This is a genomic window from uncultured Pelagimonas sp., from assembly GCF_947498515.1.
Taxonomy (GTDB): Bacteria; Pseudomonadota; Alphaproteobacteria; order Rhodobacterales; family Rhodobacteraceae; genus Pelagimonas.
Genome location: NZ_CANMKO010000001.1, coordinates 81,352 through 105,261, shown reverse-complemented (window position 1 = coordinate 105,261; position 23,910 = coordinate 81,352). Strand labels below are relative to the sequence as shown.

The following is a 23,910-nucleotide window of genomic DNA, read 5'->3' as shown; positions in this document are numbered from 1 at the left end:
GCTCGCAACACCAGTCGAAATTCCGACGCAGATCAGGCCAATCAAGAGACGCATCACTTACTTGGCAAACAGGTCCGTTTGGCCCGGTGGCTTGGGGGCTGCCATACCAAGATGAGTCCAGGCCTTTTGGGCCAACATGCGGCCACGCGGGGTGCGCTGGATCAGGCCCTGTTGCAACAGGTATGGCTCGACCACTTCTTCAAGTGCATCTCGGCTCTCGCTCAGGGCTGCGGAAAGGGTTTCGATCCCAACCGGGCCACCAGCATAGTTTTCGGCAATCAGTTTCAAATAGCGCCGGTCTGCGCCATCCAACCCAAGGGCATCCACGCCCAAACGGGTCAGGGAGCTATCGGCCAGCGCCTTGGTCACAATGCCACCGCCTTCGACAATCGCGAAATCGACGACACGTCGTAGCAAACGGCCAGCGATGCGCGGGGTTCCACGGGCACGTCGAGCGATTTCAAGCGCCCCGTCGCCCTTCATCGTCACGCCAAGTTTGCGCGCATTGCCGGCGACAATGGTTTCCAATTCAGGGATTTCATAGAAATTCAGCCGGGTCGGAATGCCGAACCTGTCGCGCAATGGCGTGGTCAAAAGCCCCAGCCGAGTGGTGGCTCCGACAAGCGTGAAGGGCTGCAACTCAATCCGAACCGTGCGCGCCGCGGGGCCTTCGCCGATCACCAGATCAAGCTCAAAATCTTCCATCGCCGGATAAAGCACCTCTTCGACGGCGGCATTCATCCGATGAATTTCGTCGATAAACAGAACGTCGTTGCGTTCCAGATTGGTCAGGATCGCGGCCAAATCACCAGCCTTGGCCAAGACCGGCCCGGAGGTCATGCGAAACCCGACCCCCAATTCGCGCGCCATAATCTGGGCCAGCGTGGTTTTCCCAAGGCCGGGCGGTCCATGAAACAACGTGTGGTCCATGGCTTCACCACGTTCACGCGCCGATTGAATGAACACCCGTAGGTTGGCACGGGCTTCGGCCTGACCGATGAAATCATCAAGCATTTGCGGCCGCAAAGCGCGGTCACGGTCGCCGGGCATTTGCTCGGGGCGCAGGGTTGGGTCAGGCTCTGTCATGGTGTGTCCCTAAACGCCTTAGCCCGCCGGTGCGAGCAGTTTCAGCGCCGCGCGGATCAAAGCTGGGGTCTCGGCCTCGGGGGCTTCTCCGGCGGCTTGTGCCACAGCGGCGGCGGCCTCGCTTGGGCCGTAGCCCAAATTACCAAGCGCGGACAAGGCTTCGGATTGTGCCGACGCATTGGTTTTCTTGGCGGGCGCTTTGGGTTTACGCGTCGGTTTAGACGGGGTTTCGATCACATCATCAATGACATCATCCGCCGTTGTCGGTTCCGATTGGCCCATGGCCATGACGGTCGGGGCCTTGTCCTTTAGCTCAATCACCACGCGTTGCGCGGTTTTCGGGCCAACACCTTTGGCCACTTTGATGGAATTCCAATCCTCAAGGGCGATTGCCCGGCTGACGCCATCCGCGCCCAACGCGCCCAAGATCGCAAGCGACGCTTTGGCCCCGATCCCCTGAACCCCCATCAACAGGCGGAACCATTCCTTTTCAACCAAGGTCGGAAAACCAAAGAGCTGCAAAAGGTCTTCGCGCACCAAGAGGTCAGTATAGAGGGCCGTCGCCTCGCCGACGCCCGGTAACGATGCCATGACACGGTCGGTGCAATAGACGACATACCCAACGCCACGCACATCGATCAAAACGTGATCCATGGTCTTGTATTCAATCCGCCCTGCAATACGTCCGATCATGCCCGCACCTTCATTCTGTTTACGCTTTGATGATGCGCGTGGCAGATGGCAATCGCCAAAGCATCCGCCGCATCCGGCCCCGCGAGATCAACGCCGGGCAATTGCATTTTCACCATGTGAGCAATCTGGTTCTTGTCGGCATGACCAACACCAACCACGGTTTTCTTGACGCTATTGGGGGCATATTCGCCAATCGGCAGGCCAAATTGCGCCGGAACCAACAAAGCGATCCCGCGCGCTTGCCCTAGTTTCAGGGTGCCAACCGCGTCTTTGTTCACAAATGTCTTTTCGACGGCCGCAATATCAGGCGCGTATTTGCGCAAAACATCGGTCAATTGTTCATGCAGGGACAGCAGGCGAACCGCCAGTTCTGTGCCTGTTGAGTGGCAAACGCCATTTCCGATATGCCTGAGTCGGCTTCCGTCGACCTCAATCACGCCCCATCCAAGGTTTCTGAGACCCGGATCAATACCTAATACTCGCATCGCTGCCCGCTTATGTTGCTTTTTAAGCACTTCTAGCACGAAAGGGGAACAAACACCAAGGTTAATGCGCTATGTCGCATTTGCGACGCGCGTTGTTCAATAGGCGACAGAGGGCGGCAAAACAGGCTTCTGCATCGCAGAAAAACGACATGCTCACAGTCGTATTTTCACCTTTTATTTTGGTCTGTTAACCACATTTTCCGCCATGCAGAAAACGCATAGAACCCATGCAAAAAACGCCACTTGTCCGGGCACCTCGCCCATTTTATGTGCGGTTTCAGAATTACCAAACTTACTCAAGGAGACTAGACATGGCCGCAATCGACCAGACCCGCCCCTTCGTAGCCGCTGGCTCCGCCAAAGGCTTCGGTTCCGTATTCGCAACACTCGCAGGAACGTTTTCTGCATGGAAAGATGCCCGCGAAACACGCAAAACATTGTCCTCGCTCACCGATCGTGAGCTGGATGATATTGGCCTGAACCGCGCCGACATCGACGTTATTGCGGGTCGCTACTAAGCGGCCCCAACCCCCGTCAACTTGGGTTGAAGGGGATCGTTATTCGCCTCACACTCCCGGGCGAAACAAAAAAGCCGCGTTCCAGAATTGGAGCGCGGCTTTTCTCTATTCATCAATAACGTCACACCACAAAGGGCGACATCACCTCGGCAATTTTGGCGGTGACCGGATCGATCTGCATCAAAAAGGCCCCGATCTTGTCCGACGTGGTTCCACCGGCCAAGGCATCAACATGGCCTTGATAGACGTCCTGACCCAACCAATAGAGCACAAAGCTTTTGAAGGTGAACAATCCGACAATGGCGATGACAAGGAACCGCAACGCATAGTTGCCGGTCTTGTTGTCAGGCACTTGGATAAACCGACCATCTTTGGTTTGTTTATTCACGTACCCCCGCGCCATGCGGGTGTGTTTCTTTCGTACCGCCTTCTGGCGGTTGTCAAATGACTTGAGGGAATCGTCCATGGCAGCCTCTGTTGGTCCGGCCCCCACCGGATACAAAAGAGGTACTGCCAAACTATGGCGAAAATTGGGCAAATGTGGCGAATTTTCCTTAACTCAGGCGAAAATTAACCAGCTTTGCGCAACGTGAGTGTCACCCATTCGCCAATTGTGTCGCGACGAACAAGGTTAACGCCGTTGCTTTCGTACACATCGATCACCTCATCGGCCTGACGCACAAGGATCCCCGATAGGATGGCATAGCCGCCCGGTTGCAGGCTTCGCGCCATGTCAGGGGACAGGTCGATTAACGGCTGTTTAAGAATATTGGCAAAAACCAAATCAAAGGGTGCGCGTTCTGATAGCTTGGTATGGCCAAAGCCCGCCGCCTCGACACAGGTAACTTTACCATTCAGGTTATTGGCGGTCACATTGGCTTCGGCCACTTCGACCGCAACCTCATCGATATCCGAAACAATCACCGGGTCGGGCCAGATGCTCGCCGCGCCCATGCCCAACACGGCCGTGCCACAGCCGATGTCAGCGACATTCTTGCCAACAAACCCCTCACTCGCCAAACGATCCAGCGCCTCAAGACAGCCCTGTGTTGTGCCGTGATGCCCGGTGCCAAAGGCCATAGCGGCCTCGATCAACAGCGGAACACTGCTCTCTGGGATTTTGTCGGCGTCGTGGCTTCCGTAGACAAAGAAACGCCCGGCAACCACAGGGGTCAGATCGCGGCGCACCTTGTCGACCCAATCGGTATCGGGAACCTCGGACACCACAAAGGGGTTAGCCCCATAGGCGGCGGCCAAAAGTGTCAGTTCAATATCATTGGGTTCCTCAAGGAAATACCCGCCAACTTCCCACGTTTCACTGCCATCTTCGATTTCGAAAACGCCGATGCCTGTGGGTTCCGGATCCATATCTTCGAGCGCCAGGCCCAACGCCTCGGCGGCGTCTTTGGCGGGCAATTTGGTAAAGGCGGTGAAGGTGGGCATGGCAGTCTCCGGATACGGGTTCCGCGCCCTCCTACACCACTGATCCTCTTTGCACCAGCGCGCCTATTCCGCCGGAGCCGCCAAACCGCGCGCAAAGATGGTTTCATAGCCGGGCACCGGGTGGCGCGGGATCATCAGCGCCAACCCCAGGCTGATCGCTGCCATCATCGCCGCGAGGATAAATACAGCCCCCGGCGAGACCAGCCACAAATACCCCAACAAAGCCGGCAAAAACACCGCTGCAATGTGGTTGATGGTAAACGCCACAGCCGCCGTTGGGGCAATATCGCCCGGATCGGCGATCTTTTGGAAATAGGTCTTTAGCGCCAGTGCCAGCGAAAAAAACAGATGGTCAAGCACGTACAGCACACAGGCCAGTAAAACGCCCCAGCCGAACCAATAGATGCCGCCATAGGCCAGAAAGACAAGGATCAACCCAATGTATTCAAAGGCCAATGTCCGACGTTCGCCAAACCGCGCCACGGCATGTCCAAAGACCGGGGCGAGAAGAATGGTTGCAACATAATTGACCAGATAGAGCGCCGTGATCTCGTGCACCTCAAAACCAAACCGCTCGACCATCATAAAGCCGACAAAGACGACAAAAATCTGCCGACGCGCACCAGCCATGAATTGCAGCGCATAATAGAGCCAATAGCGGCGGCGCAGAATGAACTTTTTGACCTGCGGGTTTGGGCTTTCGAATTGGCGGAAACCAATGGCGCAATAGGCAACAATCAACAGGGTCAAACCGCCAGAGGCCATAAAGACGGTGTTGTAAGACAACCCCAAGCTTTCCCATGTCAAAACGATCAGCGTGTAGGCAACCAGCGTCGCCGCGGACCCGGCCGCGATCAACCAGCCAAGCACCTTGGGCGCCTGGTCCTTGGGCAGCCATTGCAATTGCAGGCTTTGGTTGACGGTTTCGTAATAGTGAAACCCAATCGAGCTAAACAGAGTGACAAACATAATCCCCCCCACCGTCGGGAACCATGCGGTGACAGCGGTCGCCACGCCCAACAGGGTCAAGGAAAGCAAGGCAAGCACCTGTTCGCGCACAAATAGGATGACCAAAATCACCCCGACGGCAAGAAAACCGGGGATTTCACGGACAGTGTGGAGCCAGCCAATATCCGATCCGTCAAACTGCGCCACTTCGATGACAAAGTTATTGAGCAGGGCCAGCCATGTCGAAAACGACAAGGGCAATGCAATGGCCATCAAAAACAAAAGCGTCACAGGGCGCTGCCAGATTGGCAGAGACTGGGCATCAGATAGGGTAATGGTTTTCATACCCTCGGCTTTACGCCCCCTAAGATGCTTTGGCGAGTCGTCTATTGGTGCGTGAATGCGCATCAAAAGTGTGGCCCACACACATTCAGCAAAAACAAATCATAATTCATGCATGCGTATGATATAAGTCAAGGCGACTCTCATCACATTTGGCGCAGGTTCCGCCAAAGCGGGAAAGGAGCGGCGCATGGATTTGGTTCCCTTGGTAGAGAGCATCGGTGAAAACCCGACGGCGGCTCTGTTTGGTTTGATCACTGGCATCATCTTTGGTGTTGCTGCGCAACGATCCCGGTTTTGCCTGCGCGCCGCCACGGTCGAATTTGCCCGCGGCCGCATGGAAGACAAAGTCGCCGTATGGCTTTTGACCTTTTCAACGGCGGTTGTCTGGGTCCAAGGGGCACAGCTTTTGGGCCTTATGGACACCAGCGAAGCGCGAATGATGGCCGTTCCCGGCAGTTGGTCCGGCGCTGTGGTTGGTGGTTTGATTTTCGGCGCGGGTATGGTTTTGGCGCGCGGGTGTTCCGGACGCCTTTTGGTTTTGGCGGCGACCGGCAATATGCGCTCGATCGTGTCCGGGCTGATCTTTGCGGTCGTTGCCCAGATGAGCCTAACCGGCTGGCTGGCCCCGCTGCGCGATTCTATTGCCTCGCTCTGGATTACATCGGGGGGGCGCAACATGGATTTGCTCTCAGTCGCCCATTTGCCCAAGGAATCCGGTTTGATCCTTGGGCTTTTGATCGCGCTTTTGGCGCTTGAGCTGTCTCGCCGTAACAAGATCGGGTTTACCCGGCTTTTCTTTGCCTCTGGCGTCGGTTTTGCGGCGGCCGTGGGCTATGGGTTGACCTACGCCTTGTCTCAGGTTGCTTTTGAACCGGTGCAAATCGAAAGCCTGACCTTTACCGGCCCGTCGGCCAACACCTTGATGTTCTTTCTTGATCGCAACTCGATCTTGGAATTTGACATCGGTCTGGTTCCCGGCGTTGTAATCGGGTCCTTCCTATCCGCCGTTTTGGCCAAAGAGTTTCAGTTCCAAGCCTTTGAAGGCGCGGGCCCCATGCGGCGCGCAATGATTGGCGCGGTTATGATGGGCTTTGGCGGCATGTTGGCGGGTGGATGTGCCATTGGGGCCGGTGTGAGCGGTGGTTCGATCTTTGCCGGAACCGCTTGGCTTGCCCTATTTTGCATGTGGATTGGTGGCATGGCGATGGACATGGCCCTAGGTGGGCGAAACGAAACGGCAACGGCCTAACCCACACCGGGTCGCGATGGGTTGAAAACCGCCGCAAAGACCCGCACATCACTAGGCACGAGCAGCGTGGGTTTGGCAAAACAACGCAGCTTGCGGGACAGGAGCGGGGCGGTGAGGCCTTTCCGCTCCTGTTTCTTTGATCATGTGGTCATTGGCGGATGCGCCATCCGGTTTTGAAGATCCACCAGATTGCCCCAAGGCACAGCGCCGTAAAGCCACCAATGGCCAAAAGGCTTGTCGCAATAGGCACATCAGCAACCCCAAAAAACGACCAGCGGAAACCCGAAATCAGGTAAACCACCGGGTTAAATTTGGTGATGACTTGCCACACCGGGGGCAACATCGAGATCGAATAAAACGCCCCACCTAGGAACACCAACGGCGTAACCACCAGTAGCGGAATAAGCTGAAGCTGTTCAAAATTACGCGCCCAAATGCCGATGATGAATCCAAAAAGCGAAAAGCTTATGCAGGTCAGCAGCATGAACAGGATCATTGCCACCGGGTGGGCAATATGAATGTCCACAAAAAGCGCCGAGGTCACAAGGATCACAACGCCGATGAACATCGCCTTGGTTGCAGCCGCCCCAACATAGCCGAGCACGATTTCAAGGAAGTTCACCGGAGCAGACAAGAGTTCAAAGATCGTGCCGATGAACTTGGGGAAGTAGATGCCAAAAGACGCGTTGGAAAGCGCCTGTGTCATGACCGAAAGCATGATCAGTCCCGGCACAATAAAGGCCCCATAGCTCACGCCTTCGACCTGATCAATCCGCGAGCCAATCGCCGCGCCAAAGACGACGAAATACAAGGCGGTCGAGATGACCGGTGAAATGAAGCTTTGCGCCAAGGTTCGAAAGAACCTTGCCATTTCAAAGCGGTAGATTGATGCGACGGCTTGCCAGTTCATGCTGCGTCCTCCCCTTGACCATGAACAAGGCCAACAAAAATATCCTCGAGAGAGCTTTGGACCGTGTTCACATCACACACCTTGAGACCCGCATCAGGCAAGGCCGCCATCAAACGCCCAATCCCAGTGCGGTCGGCCTTTGCGTCAAAGGTGTAGACAAGCGTCCGACCATCGTCGTCAAGCGTGAGGTCGAATTGCGACAGGCTGTCGGGGATAGCATCTAGTGGATCGGTTAATTCAACACGCAACTCTTTCTGCCCCATCTGCGCCATAAGCGCTTCTTTTCCTTCAACCAAAAGGATCTCACCGCTGTTGATCACGCCGATCCGGTCGGCAATGGCCTCGGCTTCTTCGATGTAATGGGTGGTCAAAATGATGGTCACGCCATCGCGTTTCAGCTCCTCGACCGTTTCCCACATATCGCGGCGCAACTCGACATCAACGCCGGCGGTTGGTTCGTCCAGAAACAGCACCCGCGGTTCGTGGCTAAGCGCCTTGGCAATCAAAACCCGGCGCTTCATACCGCCAGAAAGCTCCATCACTTTGGCATCCCGCTTTTCCCAAAGCGACAGCTTGCGCAAGACCTGCTCGATAAATGCATCATTGCGCGGTTTGCCAAACAGACCCCGTGAAAACCGCACCGTGTTGATCACCTTTTCAAACGGTTCGAGATTGATCTCTTGTGGCACCAGGCCAATCAGGTTGCGCGCTTCGCGGTAGTTGTCGATGACATCATTGCCGCCAACGACAATGGTCCCGTCGGTCGGCAGCGTGATCCCGCAAATCGCCGAAATTAGCGTTGTCTTGCCCGCACCATTCGGCCCAAGCAGCGCCAAGATTTCCCCTTCTTCGATATCAAGCGACACGCCTTTGAGCGCTTCAAACCCGCCTTCATACACTTTCCGCACGTCGCGGATTTCTACCATTGCCATGTTTGGCCCCCTGATTTCGCCCGCTGTACCCTAAATGTGCACACCGCAAAGGCAATTGTTCAATCCTGCACAGCACCCATGCACAGACCTATTGGTTCGTCCTGTCGCAAACTGGCTGGACGCGTCGTAAACCGGCAGATAGGGCTGGTGCATGACCTCCGAAAAACTCAATCTTCCGGCCAAAGGGATCATGTTTATCCTGATTGGCACGGCTGCCATTTCCGTCAACGACCTGTTGGTCAAAATGTTGTCGGACGGCTATCCGCTGCATCAAACCATCTGGGTGCGATCCTTTGTCGGGCTGCTCTTTACGCTGTTGTTTTTAAAGTTCGAAGGCGGGTTTGCAGCGCTGCGCACCTCGACACCGGGCATTCACGCCTTGCGTGGCGCATTGATCGTCTTTGCGAATATGACATTCTACGCGGCGGTGGCGGTTATGCCGCTTGGCCAAGCCACCGCACTTTTCTTTGTCGCGCCCCTATTTATCACGCTTTTGTCGATCCCTATCCTTGGTGAAAAGGTCGGCATTTTGCGATTGGCGGCGGTTTTGGTTGGCCTCATCGGCGTTGTGATTGTTCAACAGCCTTGGAGCGGCGAATCCAGCGTTCCGCTTTTCGTCCTATTTCTGCCGGTCATCGCGGCGTTCCTCTATGCCTTTACCCAAGTCCTAACCCGCAAACTCGGCGTGTCTTCTCCGGCGTCCGCACTGGCGTTTTATATCCAGTCAACGTTTCTAGTGGTGTCGACCCTGTTTTTCCTGGTCGCAGGCGATGGTCGCTACGCAGAAGGTATCGATAATGACAGTGTCACCTTCCTATTGCGCGCATGGCGCTGGCCGGACACGGGCGACATTCCTGTTTTCATCGGCTTGGGCCTGTGTTCCGGGGCCATCGGCTACTGCCTGAGCGCCGCCTATCGCTCCGCCAATGCCGCCACCATAGCCCCGTTTGAATACATCGGCCTGCCGCTGGCGATCTTTTGGGGATGGATGATTTTTGGCGAATGGCCAGATGTCGCCATGTGGATTGGCTGTACCTTGATCATCGCAGCAGGGTTGTTTGTATTCCTGCGCGAGCAAATAAAAAACCGCCCCCTGCCCGGTCGTCGCAAGCTTTGGGGGCGGCGTTAATTTCGATGGTCGCGTCCGGACGCCCAAAATCCGTGCACGGATTTTGCTGCGCAGGCCGGAAAGGTTAGACCTTTCCGCGAACCGCGTCGATCATCAGTTGCACATTCTCTGGGTCCGCATCCGGTGTGATGCCGTGACCTAGGTTGAAGATGTGCGGCCCATTGGACAAGGCTTTGACGATACGCTTGGTCTCATCCACCAGATCCTGACCACCGGTCACCATATGACGGCTGGCCAGATTGCCTTGAACACAGCCACCGGTCTGAACATTGGCCGCGGCCCATTCGGCGGTGACACTATCATCAAGCGCCACACAGTCCGCCCCGGTCGCCTCGTGGAAACCAACGTATTTGTCGCCCGCCTGACGCGGGAACGCTATGACCGGCAGGTCAGGGAAGCGTGATTTCAGCTCACCGGTAATGATCCGCGCGGGTTCCTTGGCATAGCGGTCAAAATCGTCGCCCTGCAAAGACCCGGCCCAGCTATCGAAGATTTTAACAACCTCGGCACCGGCTTTGACTTGTTCGGTCAAGTAATCAATGGTCGATTCGGTCAAACGGTCGATGATCTTTTCAAACAGCGCCCGGTTTTCCCCTTTAAGCGCATGGGCAGGCCCTTGATCCTTGGTGCCTTTGCCAGCAATCATATAGGTCGCCACCGTCCATGGCGCACCAGCAAAGCCGATCAGCGTCGTTTCCTCGGGCAATTCCTTGCGCAAAATCCGCACGGTTTCGTAAACCGGATTGAGCGTTTCGTGGATCATCTCACCGCGACCCAGCTTGTCAAAATCAGCATCCGAACCGATGGTCGACAAACGCGGCCCTTCACCGGTCACAAACCACAAATCCATGCCCAGCGCCTGGGGCAGCAACAAGATATCCGCAAAGAGGATCGCCGCATCAAACCCATAGCGGCGGATCGGTTGCAACGTCACCTCGGCCGCAAGTTCGGAATTATAGCACAGCGACAGGAAATCCCCTGCCTGCGCGCGGGTCGCTTTGTATTCCGGCAAATAACGCCCGGCCTGCCGCATCATCCAGATCGGCGGAGTGGGCAATGTCTCTCCGGCAAGCGCACGCAAAATGGTTTTGGTCATGACGGCACCTTTGTTGTTTGTCACCCTCGTCCCGCGCCTGAGACAGGATGTCAAGCGCAGCCCATTGTCACCCCGCGCTTGCAGCGCTAAAGCTTCCTCCATGACACAGAAGCCCACAGCAGATGCCCCGTTGAAAATCGGCACCCGCGGATCCCCGCTGGCGCTGGCTCAGGCCCATGAAACCCGCGCGCGCCTGATGGCGGCCTTTGATCTGCCTGAGGATGCATTCGAAATTGTCGTGATCAAGACAACTGGCGATGATCGCAGCTTGATTGACGCGGACCGCCCGCTCAAGGAAATCGGCAACAAGGGCCTTTTCACCAAAGAGATCGAAGAAGCGATGCTAAACGGCGACATCGATATCGCGGTGCATTCGATGAAGGACATGCCGACGGAGCAGCCGGACGGCCTGATCCTCAACACCTATCTACCGCGCGAAGACACGCGAGATGCCTTTATCTGCCCGCAGTTCCAAAGCCTACATGACCTGCCCCAAGGCGCGGTGGTTGGCTCGTCTTCCTTGCGTCGCCGAGCGCAGCTATTGGCGCGCCGCCCCGACCTGCAAGTGGTTGAATTTCGCGGCAACGTCCAAACCCGCCTCAAAAAACTCAACGAAGGCGTCGCAGTTGCCACCTTCCTTGCCATGGCAGGTCTGAACCGTATGTCGATGACCGAGGTTCCCCGGACAGCCATTGAACCAGAAGACATGCTGCCAGCGGTTGCCCAAGGTGCCATCGGTATTGAACGCCGGACAGATGATACGCGGATGGAACTGATGCTGGCGAAAATCCACGACACAAACACCGGTATTCGTCTTGCCGCTGAGCGCGCCTTTTTGGCGGAACTCGATGGGTCTTGCGAAACACCGATTGCGGCTCTGGCTGAACTCGATGGCGGAACACTGCGCCTACGCGGCGAAATTCTCCGCCCAGATGGTAGCACATCTCATGCCGGTGAAATCAGCGGCAAGGCCTTTGACGGTCCGCAACTCGGCCGCCAATTGGCGCAAGAACTTAAAGGAAAGGCCGGTCCGGGTTTCTTTGACTGGCACTGACACCGATGATCCCGCCTTCTGCTTCTTCTTTCCCCAAATATCCTGGGGGTGAATGGAGCTGAAGGCTCCAGAGGGGGCTAGCCCCCTCCGCCACTGGTTTAATTATCCAACCTTCAGAACAATTTTCCCGATATGCCCCGAGCTTTCCATGCGGGCGTGGGCTTGGGCTGCGTCCACAAAGGCAAATTCCGAATCCATCACTGGCGCGATCTTACCTGCATCCAACATGGGCCAAACCTTGTCGCGCAGCGCGTCCGCAATCCGCGCCTTGGCCAGATCGCTTTGCGGGCGGAGCGTGCTTCCGGTGATTGTCAGACGGCGCGTCATCACCTGCGCAAAGTTCAACTCGACCTTGGGCCCTTGCAAAAACGCGATTTGGACGAGCCGTCCATCATCGGCCAAAGCTTTGACGTTGCGCGGCAAATACGGCCCGCCAACCATATCCAAGATTAGATCGGCCCCACCTTCGGCCCGGATCACATCGACGAAATCGGCATCACGGTAATTGATGGCTTTTTCCGCCCCCAACTCCAGACAGGCCTGACATTTTTCATCCGACCCTGCGGTTACAAACACCCGTGCGCCAAACTGCGACGCGAGCTGGATGGCGGTTGTGCCAATCCCGCTTGACCCACCGTGGATCAAGAACCGCTCTCCGGCCTGCAACGCCCCGCGTTGAAACACGTTGGAATAGACGGTGTAGAAGGTTTCCGGCAAACATGCCGCCTCTTTCAGACCCATGCCATTGGGAACAGGCAAGCAATGCGCCGCAGGGGTCGCCACATATTCGGCATATCCGCCACCGGGCAACAAGGCACAGACCTTTTCGCCGATCGCGGGCCACTCAACGCCGCTGCCGACCGCAACAACTTCACCCGATGCCTCAAGCCCCGGAAGGTCCGACGCCCCGGCGGGTGGGTTATACATGCCGGCACGCTGTAACGCGTCGGGGCGGTTAACCCCGGCATAGGCCACTTTGATCACAACCTGACCCGGTCCCGCCTCGGGCATCGGGCGTTCACAGGGTTTCAAAACCTCGGGGCCACCATGTTCGGTGATCTCAATTGCGCGCATGGTTTGTGTCATCGGGGGCTCCTCTTCCGGCTCCCCCTGTTGGTATCACCCTTGCGGCGCGGTGCAAGTGGGGCGCACGTCTTAGAACGGGCGTCCACCGGGAACATTGCGTGGGCCACCCTCGGGCGCTTTGACCTGCTCAAATAGCTTGCCCAAGCCATCCATCACACCGCCAATCACCGGGGCTTTGCGCATCGCCGCTTTGGTTTTCTCAAACTGCATGACGTTTTCAATACGACGGTCCAAGAACTCCCATGTGGCACTATGTCCGTCGGACTGATCCCCCAACCAATACAAAACCACCGAAGAATACACCGCCGAGAGCGTCGCGCGCTTTGAATACCAGTTCAGATCACGCGACGAATCGCCCATCGCAGTCCAAATGCGATCAGAAGTACCCCAGATCAATTTGGCCCCATCCGCCGCATTTTGCGGCAGGGCAAACAAGGTTGTTCCACGCTGAACCAACTCGCGATCATCAACCGCCTCGATCCGGGCGCGCACTGCAAAGGTGACCTTGTCGCGGATGCGCATGTCGTCGAATCCGGCCTCTACCATCCGTGCCACCATCGCGTCATCACCACGCTGATGATACAGTATAGCAAGGTCCAATGCCCCACGTGGGCACAGCGCGCGCGCCATTGCCATGTCCATTCCACAGTCTTGAACAGCGGCTTTAAATGTCTCTTCGTTCCAGCCATCAAACGGCACATGGATCAAAGCAGCATCCAATAGGGGATCAACAGGCGAGGTGGAAATTTGGTCCGACATGTCACGGGTTCCTTTGGTCTGTTCGCTAAGACTAGACAAATTTTAACGCGCTTGCTATAGGCCGAGCTCCTGCAAATCCTTGCAACACAAACTAGAAAGGTGGTGAAAACCACATGCAGGTCAGTGTTCGTGACAACAATGTCGATCAGGCGCTTCGCGCTCTGAAGAAAAAACTGCAGCGCGAAGGTGTGTTCCGCGAAATGAAGCTACGTCAGCATTTCGAGAAACCGTCCGAGAAAAAAGCGCGCGAGAAGGCCGAGGCCATCCGCCGTGCCCGCAAGTTGGCTCGTAAAAAAGCTCAACGCGAAGGCATGATGTAAGCAGTTATTGTTTACGCTGTAAAAGATAGACGACCCCCGAATGCCTTGGCGTTCGGGGGTTTGTCATTTTTGGGACCTTGATTTGCGGTCTAGGACGCTGAAAAGGTAGGGCATCCCTGCCCTTGTCATATTGCGTGCCAGCGGCGAAAATCAGTTTTCTTTGCTTGTCAGGAATTGGACCCCAAATGCCAATGCGCCCGCTGTTCGTGTTTTTAACGGTTTTGCTTGTGACCCCGCTGGGGTGGCAGACGGCGTCTGCGCAGGATATTTCGCGGGTGGTCAGCATTGACCGATTGGCCCAGAGTGACCCCCTTGCCGCGCTTCAGGAAACCGACGTCGCCCTACGTGATCCACGCGCAGTAGGCACCCCGCCTGATATTCGAATTTTGTTGGACCTGCTCCAGCTGCGCGCCGAGTTGCTCGAACAGATGGGCCAAACTTTGCAGGCGGCTGATGCTTGGGCGTCTGTTGCACGCACCCGTGCCTTTTCACGCGCGCATCTGCGCCAAGACCCGGTTCCCGCCTTTCTCAAATCTGCCGCCTTGTATGAGCAAGAACAAGCCCTTGGCCGCGCTCGGCAGGTCACCGAAGCCGCCATTGCCGCGGAAAAGGAAACCGGCCGCGACGACGTTGCTTTGCTAAGCCTTTATGAGCTTTTGGAGCGGCTGGCCAATCTGGATCGTGATCCCAAGGCCGCCGATATGGCATTGGCGGCGCGCGAAGCCCTGACCGGACCAACATTTGAAACACAGGCCGAAAACCCAAAAAACGGATTTCGCATTGTCGATGTCTATTATGCCACTGATCGCGCCCGGACCGGTCAAAGCGATCCGCGCGAGTTTTATGGAACACAGCGCAATACGCATTTGGAATTGGGTGTCGCGCAGGTCACGATCCCTGAAACCCATGTCGCCGGAACCGTCGAGCGCCCGTCGGTGTGGCGGTTGGAGTTCAACCCGTCGCCAACCAAACACATTTTGCTAAAATCGGTGGAACCGGTGAATGCCGATGCCTTCTTTGGCCGCTTACAGGGCGAGTTTACGGCCGATCCGCAGCGTGATCTCTTTGTTTATATTCACGGCTTTAACCATAGTTTCGAATATGCCGCCCAGCGTGCTGCTCAGATCACCTTTGATATGGGCAACGCCGCCGTTCCGGTGCTTTTCTCTTGGCCATCGCGCAATAAAACCGCCGGTTATTTTGCCGATGCCGCCGTTGTGCGCCTTTCGGGGCGGCGTTTGGCGGTTTTCCTTGAGGATTTGGTCCAACGCTCGGGCGCGCGCACGGTGCATGTTCTCGCCCATTCCATGGGATCACGGGCCTTGACCGATGCGCTGGAGATCATGGCCCTGCGCCGAAATGCAAAACCCCAAGACCCACCTGTTTTGGGCCAGGTTATGTTTGCCGCCCCGGATGTTGATACAGAATTATTCGCCGCAATGGCAAATGTTTTCAAACCCTTGGCCAAACGGACAACCCTCTATGCCTCGTCCACCGATTGGGCATTGGTTTCGTCTCACAAGTTGCATGGGACAACGCCGAGAGCCGGGTTGGGCGGCGATCTATTACTGGCCTCCAGTGGGATCGACAGCATCGACATGACCGCCATGGGCGAAGACATGTTGGCGCATAACTACTTTTCCAATGACAGTTCCGCCCTCGCGGATATGGCGACGTTGTTCTGGCAAGATGCCTCGCCGGCACAACGCTGTGGCTTGCAAATACGGTCCGACAGCCAGCAACCGGTTTGGGATTACCGTACCGGGCAATGCCCTTCAAATGACCTGATCAGTGTCTTTTCAAACTTGCAGCAAAAGAACATCCACCAAAGCGAAGACGCGAGAAAGCTGGTGGTAGAGTTGGTGCCCGATCAAGGCAGGATCGAAGTGATCCTATCCTTGATCGAACGCATTTTGACGGATCCGCAATAGGCCTAAATCAGCCCGGGCCGATCATAAAGCACGTCACCTGACGGGCCTGTAGGCGTTTGCAGGCCAATTCAGCAGTATCACGAGACAAGCCCATGAAGTTCGCGTCGAACCCGCGTTTGCCTTTGACCACTTTGCGCAATGAGCCATCCAAGGTGGTGGTTTCCGCCAGAGCGGTCTTTAACAATACCTTTTCGGCGGCAAAGCGGCTGGGATAGCGCCCAACGTTGATACCCCAATGGCGCCCACCGGATGTCGACAAACGTGTCACAACTTCGGCCTTGCGAGAGGGGGATGCCACATCTCTGGGGGCCACGGCTGCAACCGCAACACCCGCCGGTCGGATCACTGGCTTGACTGAGGCCGCTGGCGCAATACCCGGTTTGGTCGGGGCCACAGCCGCGACGTTTTGCACTTCTTTCAGGACACTTTCGATATCATCCTGAACGTCGGCAACCATACGGGATGTATCAGGAATTTTTATCCGTCGCGCTTGTGGTCGCAAGCTTCTTGTGACGGCGGCCGATGCAACGCGCACCGATTTGGCCCGTGCACCGGGTTTGGCCGTCGGTTTAGGCGCTGGCGCTTCAACGACGACCGTTTTTCCACGGCCGGACCCACGGTAGGGCGGCTTTTTGGGGGCCCGAAAGGCAACGCGCGTTGGCGCACGTTTGAACCCCAAATCCAGCAATTCAGCAACTTTGGCGTTGCGCGATGCCGTTGACCGACCACCAAACACCGTCGCGATCACCCGCTCCCGACCACGCTCGGCCGAGGCAACAAGGTTGAACCCAGCGGCTCGCGTATAGCCGGTTTTGATCCCGTCGGCACCACGATAGCTCGACAACAAGCGGCGGTTGGTATGTGAAACGGTTTTAATCCCCGCATCCGCTGTTTTGCGTGACCACAGGTTGTAATACATCGGATAGTCATAAATGACGTGACGACCCAAGATCGTCATGTCACGTGCCGTCGACAGGTGACCGCTTTCGGTTAACCCATGCGCATTGCGAAAAGATGTCCGCGTCATACCCAAGGCTTTGGCCGTGCGATTCATACGGCGCGCAAAGGCGGCTTCGCTACCTTCGATCGCTTCGCCAATCGCTGTGGCCGCGTCATTTGCGGATTTCACCGCAGCCGCCCGAACTAGATAGCGCAGCTTGATCTTTTGCCCAGCCCTAAGCCCAAGTTTCGACGGCGGCTCAGAGGCCGCATGCGTCGAAATCTTGACCGTGGTGTCCATGCTGATTTCGCCGTTCTGCACCGCCTCAAAGGCGACATAGAGTGTCATCATTTTGGTCAGCGATGCCGGATGCAAACGCGTGTCTGCGTTGCGTGCGTGCATAACTTTGCCTGATCGGGCATCCATCACCAAAGCTGCGTAGGGCGCAGCCATCGCGCTGAACGGCACCAATAGGGCCAACCAGATAAACGTGAATAGATACAGGCTCAATCGGCCTGTTTGCCTGCGACGTCCCGTCACGATCTCTGCCTTCTACTGCCTCGGTGGTCCCGGTTTTCCGGTGACCCAATATTGTTATTAGGAGTGACTCTAGCACGGAAACCACTTTCAGAAAAGCCCGCAATCCATTGATTTTTCGTAACTTTATGTTAACCGCCCATTCAACATCTAGGGGTTTCCCCCAAAAGCACCCCTAGACCGGCCATTAAGGCGCAATTGTGACGAATTAAGGCAAAAATGTGGCGACAAATTTTCAGCCAATTTGCGCGACCAAATCGGCCAATTCCGATAAGTTATTGAGAGTGTGAAACCGCGGTGATAGCGGCGGTTCCGCATGCTCAAGATCCCAAGCCAGATCATGGGGAACAAAAACGCCCCAGCTGCCGATCTCGATTGCCGGGCGCACATCAGACTTCATCGAATTACCGACCATCATCGCCGCCTCGGCACCGCCGGGTTTGGTTTCAAAAATCCGCGCATAGGTGGCGGGCACCTTGTCCGAGACAATTTCGACCGCATCGAATAGCTCCCCCAATCCCGATTGCGCGAGCTTTCGTTCCTGATGCAACAAATCCCCCTTGGTGATCAAAACCAGATGATGCCCGCCGCAAACCGCCTCAACGGCCTCACGGGCATGGGGCAAAATCTCCATCGGGTGATCCAGCATGTCGCGCCCTGCCTCCAACAATTGTGAGATAACCGACGCCGGCACCTTGCCATCGGTGACATCAATTGCTGTTTCAATCATCGAGAGCGTGAACCCTTTTACCCCAAACCCATAGTGGCCAATGTTGCGCCGCTCTGCATCGAGAAGACGGGCATCTAGATGCTCGGGCTCTGCGTAATCCCTTAACAACTCCGCGAATCGCTGTTGGGTTAGATGGAAAAAACGCTCGTTATGCCAAAGCGTATCGTCGGCATCGAAGCCAATTGTACGTAATTTCTTCACCTTTCACCTCTTAGCTTTCCCGCGCCCCCTTTTCGTCGCGGTCAGACAGGTTATATAACCGGGCTAACCGTATGAAGGCAAAGCACGCAGCTGATGACAAACACCCTGAACTTCCGGACGCTCGCCCAGAATTTCACCATGACCGACCCAAATGGGCCGGATGATGGCGAAGGGAATGCCGGTATTGCTGTGCAGACACGGCCAAAAACCAAACGGCCACCATTGTACAAGGTGATGCTGTTGAACGACGATTACACGCCGATGGAGTTTGTCGTTCACGTTTTAGAACGCTTTTTCGGCATGACCCATGCCCAAGCATTTGAGGTCATGTTGACGGTTCACAAAAAGGGTCTGGCGGTTGTGGGTGTCTTTTCCCATGAGATCGCTGAAACCAAAGTGAGCCAGGTGATGGATTTTGCCCGCCAAAATCAGCACCCCCTCCAATGCACCATGGAAAAGGAATAGGTCCGCGAGGGCCGTTCTGAGATGAGCATGGATCGCCTCTCCTACGCCACGTCTTCGGCGGGTCTGACCCTGCCTGACGGGAAAATTGCGCTGTTTGGCGCGTTGATTGCCGATGGTCTGGGTGATCTTGATCCCCAACAGGTTGAGGTTATCCAACGGTTTCACCCTGAGTTCACTACTTGGGAAAAACGTGTTGCCACCGGAACCGAGCCCAAAGGCCCCTATGCCACATCCGTTGTGACATTGCCTCGGGTGCGCGCCTTGGCGCAGGTCCGAATTGCGCAAGCCGCGCAGGCAACGCCAGGGGGTTTGGTGGTGATCTCCGGGGCAAAGACCGACGGGATTGACCCGATCGCCAAGGCGTTGAAAAAGAAAGTGACCTTGCTTGGCAATGTGGCCAAAGCCCATGGTCGCTGTCTTTGGTTTCAAGCCTCGGGTGCGTTGGACGATTGGCTTGCGCCAGAGATGAGCCGCAATGCCGAGGGTGATTTTACCGCACCGGGTGTGTTTTCCGCAGCCGGGTCCGATCCTGCGTCTAAGGCGCTTGCCGATGCTCTTCCAAAAACGCTCAAAGGGAACTTTGCCGATCTTGGCGCTGGCTGGGGTTGGCTCTCGCGTGAGATTCTCAAGCGAGATGGCGTTAAAACGCTGCATCTTGTCGAGGCGGACCAAACTGCTTTGACCTGTGCCAAGGCCAACGTCACCGATACCCGCGCAGATTTCCATTGGCATGATGCCACAACGTGGAAGGCCGCCGGAACATTGGACGGGGTTATTATGAACCCGCCTTTTCACACCGGACGCAAAGGTGACCCAAACCTTGGGCAGGCCTTTATCACCAGCGCCGCGCGCCTTTTGCCTGCCCATGGTCAACTGTGGATGGTTGCGAACCGCCACCTGCCCTATGAGGCAACCTTGGAAGCCCATTTTCGCGATGTCAGCGAAATTGCCGGGAATTCAAAATTCAAAATTCTACATGCATCCCGCCCCTCTCGCACACGACGATGAGTTCGGCTAACGTCGCCGCATAGGCGAAGGAGTCTCTTATGGGTTTTTCCATCGAAGGCAAAACGGCGATCGTCACAGGCTCTGCCAACGGCGTTGGTCTGGCGATTGCGCGGCATTTCGTCGACAAGGGCGCAAATGTCATGTTCGCGGATATGGACGAAGACAGTCTCGTCAAGGAATGCGGCACAACGCAAGAAGATGGCAATATGCGCTATTTTGCGGGCGATTTACGCGAACGTCTAACCATGGCTAACCTGCTCTCGGCCACATTGGACGCCTTTGATCGGGTAGATATTCTGGTCAATGGCTCCCGTCAGACGATGCAATCATCTCCGCTTGATTTTGACGATGGGTCGGTTGAGCAAATGTTGTCCCAGAACCTGATGACATCGCTCCGCCTTAGCCAATTGGTCGCCAAACGGATGATCAAACAGGCCGAAGGGCAGGATGAAGGGCAAGTGGGCTCAATTATTAACCTGTCGTCTATCGCCGCGCGTCGGACGCACCCTGAATTGCTCGGTTACTCCGTATCCTGCGCCGCATTGGATCAAATGACCCGGTCGATGGCGGTTGCCCTCGCACCCGAACGTATTCGCGTCAATGCCGTGGCCTTTGGGTCGGTGATGTCCGCAAGTTTGCGCGGCATTCTCAAAGAACACAATGACTATCGCGCCGACATTGAACAACACACGCCGCTCGGCCGCATCGCCGCCCCCGAGGAACTTGCCGAAGCTGTGCAGTTTCTGGCCTGCGAAGGCTCAAGTTTCATGACCGGGCAGATTATGACCATCGATGGCGGGCGCACCCTGCTCGATCCTGTCGCAGCCCCGGCACATTGATGCTTACCCTCTGTCGGTTTACACAACCGCCGACAGGGAGATGACCATGACCGAAATTTTTGCCGACGAGAAAGCCCGCGCCAGCGGCTGGTTTCGCAGCCTGCGCGACGAGATTGTTGCCGCGTTTGAAGGCTTGGAAGACAGCCACGACACCGGCCCCTTTGCCGATCAACCGGCTGGTCGCTTTGACGTGAGCGAAACCAAGCGCCACTCTGATGACGGGTCGGATGCCGGTGGCGGCTTGATGAGCGTTATGCGCGGTGGCCGTGTTTTTGAGAAAGTCGGGGTCAACGTGTCGGCCGTTTTCGGCACCTTGGGCGACGCGGCGCAAAAATCCATGGCGGCACGCGGTGTTCCCGGTATCGAAAAAGACCCGCGCTTTTGGGCCTCGGGCATCAGCTTGGTTGCCCATATGCAAAACCCGCATTGCCCGGCGGTTCATATGAACACCCGGATGTTTTGGACGCCAAATGCCTGGTGGTTTGGGGGCGGATCGGACCTTAACCCCTGCCTAGAATATGACGAGGACACCGCGCATTTTCATGCCACCCAACAAGCTCATCTCGATCCACATGGTGAAAGCCTTTATCCCGAGCTCAAAAAATGGGCCGATGAGTATTTTTACATCCCACACCGCAATCGCGCCCGTGGGGTTGGTGGGATTTTTATGGATGATCGCAATACTGGCGATTGGGAGGCCGACTTTGCGCTCACCCAAGACATCGGTCGCGCCTTCCTTCCGGCCTATGTGCCATTGGTTGAAAAACGCCGTGTGGATGCGTTTGGAGAGGCTGAGAAAGACGCGCAATTGGTGCATCGCGGCCTCTATGCCGAATACAATCTTGTCTATGATCGCGGCACTAAATTTGGCTTGGCGACGGGGCACGACGCCAACGCAGTGTTGATGAGCTTGCCCCCATTGGCGAAATGGGTGTGACGCGGGTCCAAATTCCGTGCACGGAATTTGCAAATCTTTTGCAAAAGATTTGGGTGCGCTTACGCCTTGCGCCATGCCCCTGTGGCCAAACCGTCTAGGCTCCAATCGCCCACGGACCAGCGCACCAAACGCAGGCACGGCAGCCCGACATGGGCTGTCATCCGCCGCACCTGACGGTTGCGCCCTTCGGTAATTGTCAAGGACAGCCATGCATCCGGCACCGTTTTGCGAAACCGTACCGGTGGAGTGCGCGGCCAGAGATCAGGCGGATCAATTCGTTCGGCTTTCGCTGGCCGTGTCAGCCCATCTTTAAGCTCAACCCCCTTGCACAGCGCCGCGATTTGGCTGTCCGAGGGTTCCCCCTCGACCTGAACCAGATAGGTTTTGGGCTTTTTGAATTTCGGGTGGGCAATCTTGGCCTGCAGTTGGCCATCATCGGTTAGAACCATCAAGCCTTCACTATCCCGATCCAAACGGCCCGCCGGGTAAACCCCCGGCACATCAATGTAATTCGACAGAGTTTCACGCTGGCTGCCCTCGGTCCCCTTGTCGGTGAACTGCGACAACACACCAAAGGGTTTGTTGAACAAAATGACGGTCATAGTCGGCGCTCCGCAAAAAAGTCTTTCAATAGATCCGCCGCATCTTGCGCGGCAATGCCGTCATAAATCTCGGGTATATGGTGACATTGCGGATGGTCAAACACCCGCGCACCTTGGGCCACGCCACCTGATTTCGGATCGCCCGCGCCATAGTAAAGCCGCCCGATCCGCGCAAAGGAGATTGCCCCGGCGCACATCGGACAGGGTTCTAGCGTCACATAGAGATCATGCCCCGGAAGGCGTTCAGCGCCCAACACAGAACAGGCCGCGCGGATCGCCAAAACTTCGGCATGGGCGGTTGGATCATTCATTTCACGGGTGCGATTTCCGGCTTTGGCAATGACGCCCCCAGATGGATCAACAACAACAGCCCCAACAGGGACTTCACCCCGGGCGGCGGCGGCGCGCGCCTCTGACAGCGCGATATCCATATAGCTACGAAAGGTCATGACGCCCTATAGCCTCTGCCACGCAAATGGGCTAGTCGTGTTGCCTTGATCCCAATTCGCCAGAGACTGCTAGACATGACAGCTTCCGACACCCCAAAGGGCGACCGTATCGCCAAGGTTATCGCCCGCGCCGGTATTGCCAGCCGCCGTGACGCCGAAAAGATGATCGAAGCCGGGTTGGTGGAGGTCAACGGCGAGGTGATCACCCGCGCGGCCCTAAACGTCACCGAAGCCGATCGCATTGTTGTCGATGGCAACGAGTTGGCGGAACCCGAAGAACCGCGCCTGTGGCTGTATCACAAACCCACCGGTTTGGTGACAACAACCAAAGACGAACAGGGCCGCCCGACGATTTATGACGACCTGCCCGAAGACATGCCCCGCGTCATGAGCGTTGGCCGTCTTGACCTGAATTCCGAAGGGTTGCTGTTGCTGACCAATGACGGCGGGGTGAAACGCAAGCTCGAGCTGCCGTCGACCGGCTGGTTGCGTCGGTATCGTGTCCGGATAAATGGCCGCCCAACGGATGAGGTTCTGGAACCGCTTCGCAAGGGGATTGTCGTCGATGGTCAGCGCTTTCAGCCGATGACCGTCACAATCGACCGCCAGCAAGGGGCCAACGCTTGGCTAACGGTCGGCCTCCGCGAGGGAAAAAACCGCGAAATCCGCCGCGCGATGAATGACATTGGGTTGTACGTGAACCGTTTGATCCGCATCTCGTATGGTCCTTTCCAACTTGGCCAGCTCAAGGATGGGGCCGTTGAAGAAGTGCGGCGCAAGATTGTGCGTGACCAATTGGGGCTTGCCACCGAGCAACCCACAGGAACGGCCAAACGCGCCGTATCCCGCACCCGCAAGCCAAGCACCACAGCAAGACCTAAAACCTTCAAACCAAACGCAAAAGCGCCCAAAGGCAAGGCCACACGTCCAAAGCGAAGCCGTTAAGCTCGGATTAACGTTTCTCGAAGTTACCCGTATCCTGCCCAGATTTCGCCCGGATTCGAGCGCATCACTATGGGTATGTTGACCACAGTTCTTGCCCTTGCGACTCTGCTCGCCACACTGTTTCTGATCCTCGGCAATCTTCGGATGCTCGCGCGCGACACCTATGACGCGCTGGCCCATTCGACGTTTCGCGCCCATTCAGAAGGACAGCTCATGCCACGTTTGGCCTTTGCTGCCTTGTGGTTCATGATCTTCGCCCTGAGCTGTTTTTGA

The 23,910-nt window shown here is 56.4% G+C and carries 27 protein-coding genes; 12 read left to right on the top strand and 15 right to left on the bottom strand.

Annotation, left to right across the window (positions count from 1 at the left end; genetic code table 11):
- Positions 1–57: 57 nt before the first annotated feature.
- From ruvB to ruvC, 3 genes are read right to left on the bottom strand one after another with little or no spacing between them, the layout of a single operon-like run.
- Positions 58–1,086, bottom strand: coding sequence for a Holliday junction branch migration DNA helicase RuvB (gene ruvB / locus Q1A43_RS00610; RefSeq protein ID WP_299925332.1), 1,029 nt, complete (start codon positions 1,084–1,086; stop codon positions 58–60).
- 18 nt (positions 1,087–1,104) lie between these two features.
- The gene (ruvA, locus tag Q1A43_RS00605) at positions 1,105–1,779 is read right to left on the bottom strand and encodes a Holliday junction branch migration protein RuvA (RefSeq protein WP_299925329.1); all 675 of its coding nucleotides are present in this window, start codon (positions 1,777–1,779) and stop codon (positions 1,105–1,107) included.
- Positions 1,776–2,264: a crossover junction endodeoxyribonuclease RuvC gene (gene ruvC, locus Q1A43_RS00600; protein ID WP_299925327.1), complete on the bottom strand. Its 489-nt coding sequence runs from the start codon at positions 2,262–2,264 to the stop codon at positions 1,776–1,778. Before ruvC ends, ruvA begins: the two co-directional genes overlap by 4 nt.
- Before the next feature lie 311 nt (positions 2,265–2,575).
- Here ruvC and Q1A43_RS00595 point away from each other — a divergent pair, with 311 nt between their 5' ends.
- Positions 2,576–2,782, top strand: a complete 207-nt coding sequence (locus tag Q1A43_RS00595; RefSeq protein WP_299925326.1) for a DUF1127 domain-containing protein — start codon at positions 2,576–2,578, stop codon at positions 2,780–2,782.
- Positions 2,783–2,903: 121 nt separating this feature from the next.
- On the opposite strand, the gene Q1A43_RS00590 is transcribed toward Q1A43_RS00595, so the two are convergent.
- The 3 genes from Q1A43_RS00590 to Q1A43_RS00580 form a co-directional block, all read right to left on the bottom strand.
- Positions 2,904–3,248, bottom strand: coding sequence for a hypothetical protein (locus Q1A43_RS00590; protein WP_299925323.1), 345 nt, complete (start codon positions 3,246–3,248; stop codon positions 2,904–2,906).
- A 104-nt stretch (positions 3,249–3,352) separates the two neighbouring features.
- Positions 3,353–4,225 carry a 50S ribosomal protein L11 methyltransferase gene (locus Q1A43_RS00585; protein ID WP_299931690.1) on the bottom strand — a complete coding sequence of 291 codons (873 nt, stop codon included), beginning with the start codon at positions 4,223–4,225 and terminating at the stop codon, positions 3,353–3,355.
- Between the two features lie 63 nt (positions 4,226–4,288).
- Entirely contained in the window at positions 4,289–5,518 is a 1,230-nt protein-coding gene (locus tag Q1A43_RS00580) for an MFS transporter (protein WP_299931688.1), read from the bottom strand.
- 187 nt (positions 5,519–5,705) lie between these two features.
- Here Q1A43_RS00580 and Q1A43_RS00575 point away from each other — a divergent pair, with 187 nt between their 5' ends.
- Complete coding sequence (locus tag Q1A43_RS00575; protein ID WP_299931686.1) at positions 5,706–6,767, top strand: YeeE/YedE family protein; 1,062 nt, start codon at positions 5,706–5,708, stop codon at positions 6,765–6,767.
- Positions 6,768–6,915: 148 nt separating this feature from the next.
- On the opposite strand, the gene Q1A43_RS00570 is transcribed toward Q1A43_RS00575, so the two are convergent.
- Both Q1A43_RS00570 and Q1A43_RS00565 read right to left on the bottom strand, forming a co-directional pair.
- A complete protein-coding gene (locus tag Q1A43_RS00570) occupies positions 6,916–7,677 on the bottom strand; it encodes an ABC transporter permease (protein WP_299931684.1) in 762 nt (253 codons plus the stop codon).
- Positions 7,674–8,609, bottom strand: coding sequence for an ABC transporter ATP-binding protein (locus Q1A43_RS00565; protein ID WP_299925310.1), 936 nt, complete (start codon positions 8,607–8,609; stop codon positions 7,674–7,676). The genes Q1A43_RS00570 and Q1A43_RS00565 overlap by 4 nt, the downstream gene beginning before the upstream one ends.
- A 151-nt stretch (positions 8,610–8,760) precedes the next feature.
- Here Q1A43_RS00565 and Q1A43_RS00560 point away from each other — a divergent pair, with 151 nt between their 5' ends.
- Positions 8,761–9,738 (top strand): DMT family transporter, encoded by a 978-nt coding sequence (locus Q1A43_RS00560; RefSeq protein WP_299931682.1) that lies wholly within the window; start codon positions 8,761–8,763, stop codon positions 9,736–9,738.
- A 64-nt stretch (positions 9,739–9,802) separates the two neighbouring features.
- On the opposite strand, the gene hemE is transcribed toward Q1A43_RS00560, so the two are convergent.
- Positions 9,803–10,834 (bottom strand): uroporphyrinogen decarboxylase, encoded by a 1,032-nt coding sequence (gene hemE, locus Q1A43_RS00555; protein WP_299931680.1) that lies wholly within the window; start codon positions 10,832–10,834, stop codon positions 9,803–9,805.
- Between the two features lie 100 nt (positions 10,835–10,934).
- On the opposite strand from hemE, the gene hemC reads away from it, so the two are divergent.
- Complete coding sequence (hemC, locus tag Q1A43_RS00550; protein WP_299931678.1) at positions 10,935–11,888, top strand: hydroxymethylbilane synthase; 954 nt, start codon at positions 10,935–10,937, stop codon at positions 11,886–11,888.
- A gap of 102 nt (positions 11,889–11,990) precedes the next feature.
- Here the strand turns inward: hemC and Q1A43_RS00545 are convergent, their stop codons facing one another.
- Together Q1A43_RS00545 and Q1A43_RS00540 are read right to left on the bottom strand one after the other, a co-directional pair.
- Positions 11,991–12,974 (bottom strand): NAD(P)H-quinone oxidoreductase, encoded by a 984-nt coding sequence (locus Q1A43_RS00545; protein ID WP_299925298.1) that lies wholly within the window; start codon positions 12,972–12,974, stop codon positions 11,991–11,993.
- 69 nt (positions 12,975–13,043) lie between these two features.
- Positions 13,044–13,733 (bottom strand): COQ9 family protein, encoded by a 690-nt coding sequence (locus Q1A43_RS00540; RefSeq protein WP_299925296.1) that lies wholly within the window; start codon positions 13,731–13,733, stop codon positions 13,044–13,046.
- A 113-nt stretch (positions 13,734–13,846) separates the two neighbouring features.
- Here Q1A43_RS00540 and rpsU point away from each other — a divergent pair, with 113 nt between their 5' ends.
- Positions 13,847–14,053: a 30S ribosomal protein S21 gene (gene rpsU, locus Q1A43_RS00535; protein WP_049641104.1), complete on the top strand. Its 207-nt coding sequence runs from the start codon at positions 13,847–13,849 to the stop codon at positions 14,051–14,053.
- Between the two features lie 191 nt (positions 14,054–14,244).
- Positions 14,245–15,984 (top strand): alpha/beta hydrolase, encoded by a 1,740-nt coding sequence (locus tag Q1A43_RS00530; protein WP_299931676.1) that lies wholly within the window; start codon positions 14,245–14,247, stop codon positions 15,982–15,984.
- 7 nt (positions 15,985–15,991) lie between these two features.
- Here Q1A43_RS00530 and Q1A43_RS00525 read toward each other — a convergent pair whose 3' ends face one another.
- Together Q1A43_RS00525 and Q1A43_RS00520 are read right to left on the bottom strand one after the other, a co-directional pair.
- A complete protein-coding gene (locus Q1A43_RS00525; RefSeq protein ID WP_299932487.1) occupies positions 15,992–17,377 on the bottom strand; it encodes a D-alanyl-D-alanine carboxypeptidase family protein in 1,386 nt (461 codons plus the stop codon).
- Positions 17,378–17,696: 319 nt separating this feature from the next.
- Positions 17,697–18,392 (bottom strand): HAD family hydrolase, encoded by a 696-nt coding sequence (locus tag Q1A43_RS00520; protein ID WP_299931674.1) that lies wholly within the window; start codon positions 18,390–18,392, stop codon positions 17,697–17,699.
- Positions 18,393–18,530: 138 nt separating this feature from the next.
- Between Q1A43_RS00520 and clpS the strand changes: the two genes are divergently transcribed.
- Genes clpS through hemF form a run of 4 tightly spaced genes read left to right on the top strand, consistent with a single transcriptional unit; the run spans position 18,531 to position 21,641 of the window.
- Positions 18,531–18,857: an ATP-dependent Clp protease adapter ClpS gene (gene clpS / locus Q1A43_RS00515; protein WP_299932484.1), complete on the top strand. Its 327-nt coding sequence runs from the start codon at positions 18,531–18,533 to the stop codon at positions 18,855–18,857.
- A gap of 21 nt (positions 18,858–18,878) precedes the next feature.
- A complete protein-coding gene (locus tag Q1A43_RS00510) occupies positions 18,879–19,865 on the top strand; it encodes a class I SAM-dependent methyltransferase (protein ID WP_299931672.1) in 987 nt (328 codons plus the stop codon).
- Positions 19,866–19,903: 38 nt separating this feature from the next.
- Positions 19,904–20,704, top strand: a complete 801-nt coding sequence (locus tag Q1A43_RS00505; RefSeq protein ID WP_299931669.1) for an SDR family oxidoreductase — start codon at positions 19,904–19,906, stop codon at positions 20,702–20,704.
- Positions 20,705–20,750: 46 nt separating this feature from the next.
- Positions 20,751–21,641 carry an oxygen-dependent coproporphyrinogen oxidase gene (hemF, locus tag Q1A43_RS00500; RefSeq protein WP_299931667.1) on the top strand — a complete coding sequence of 297 codons (891 nt, stop codon included), beginning with the start codon at positions 20,751–20,753 and terminating at the stop codon, positions 21,639–21,641.
- A gap of 59 nt (positions 21,642–21,700) precedes the next feature.
- Here the strand turns inward: hemF and Q1A43_RS00495 are convergent, their stop codons facing one another.
- Together Q1A43_RS00495 and Q1A43_RS00490 are read right to left on the bottom strand one after the other, a co-directional pair.
- Positions 21,701–22,243, bottom strand: a complete 543-nt coding sequence (locus tag Q1A43_RS00495) for an rRNA large subunit pseudouridine synthase E (protein WP_299931666.1) — start codon at positions 22,241–22,243, stop codon at positions 21,701–21,703.
- Positions 22,240–22,692 carry a nucleoside deaminase gene (locus Q1A43_RS00490; RefSeq protein ID WP_299925267.1) on the bottom strand — a complete coding sequence of 151 codons (453 nt, stop codon included), beginning with the start codon at positions 22,690–22,692 and terminating at the stop codon, positions 22,240–22,242. The genes Q1A43_RS00495 and Q1A43_RS00490 overlap by 4 nt, the downstream gene beginning before the upstream one ends.
- 75 nt (positions 22,693–22,767) lie before the next feature.
- Here Q1A43_RS00490 and Q1A43_RS00485 point away from each other — a divergent pair, with 75 nt between their 5' ends.
- Both Q1A43_RS00485 and Q1A43_RS00480 read left to right on the top strand, forming a co-directional pair.
- On the top strand, positions 22,768–23,637 hold the full coding sequence (locus Q1A43_RS00485; RefSeq protein ID WP_299931665.1) for a pseudouridine synthase: 870 nt from the start codon (positions 22,768–22,770) through the stop codon (positions 23,635–23,637).
- A gap of 69 nt (positions 23,638–23,706) precedes the next feature.
- Entirely contained in the window at positions 23,707–23,910 is a 204-nt protein-coding gene (locus Q1A43_RS00480) for a hypothetical protein (RefSeq protein WP_299931664.1), read from the top strand.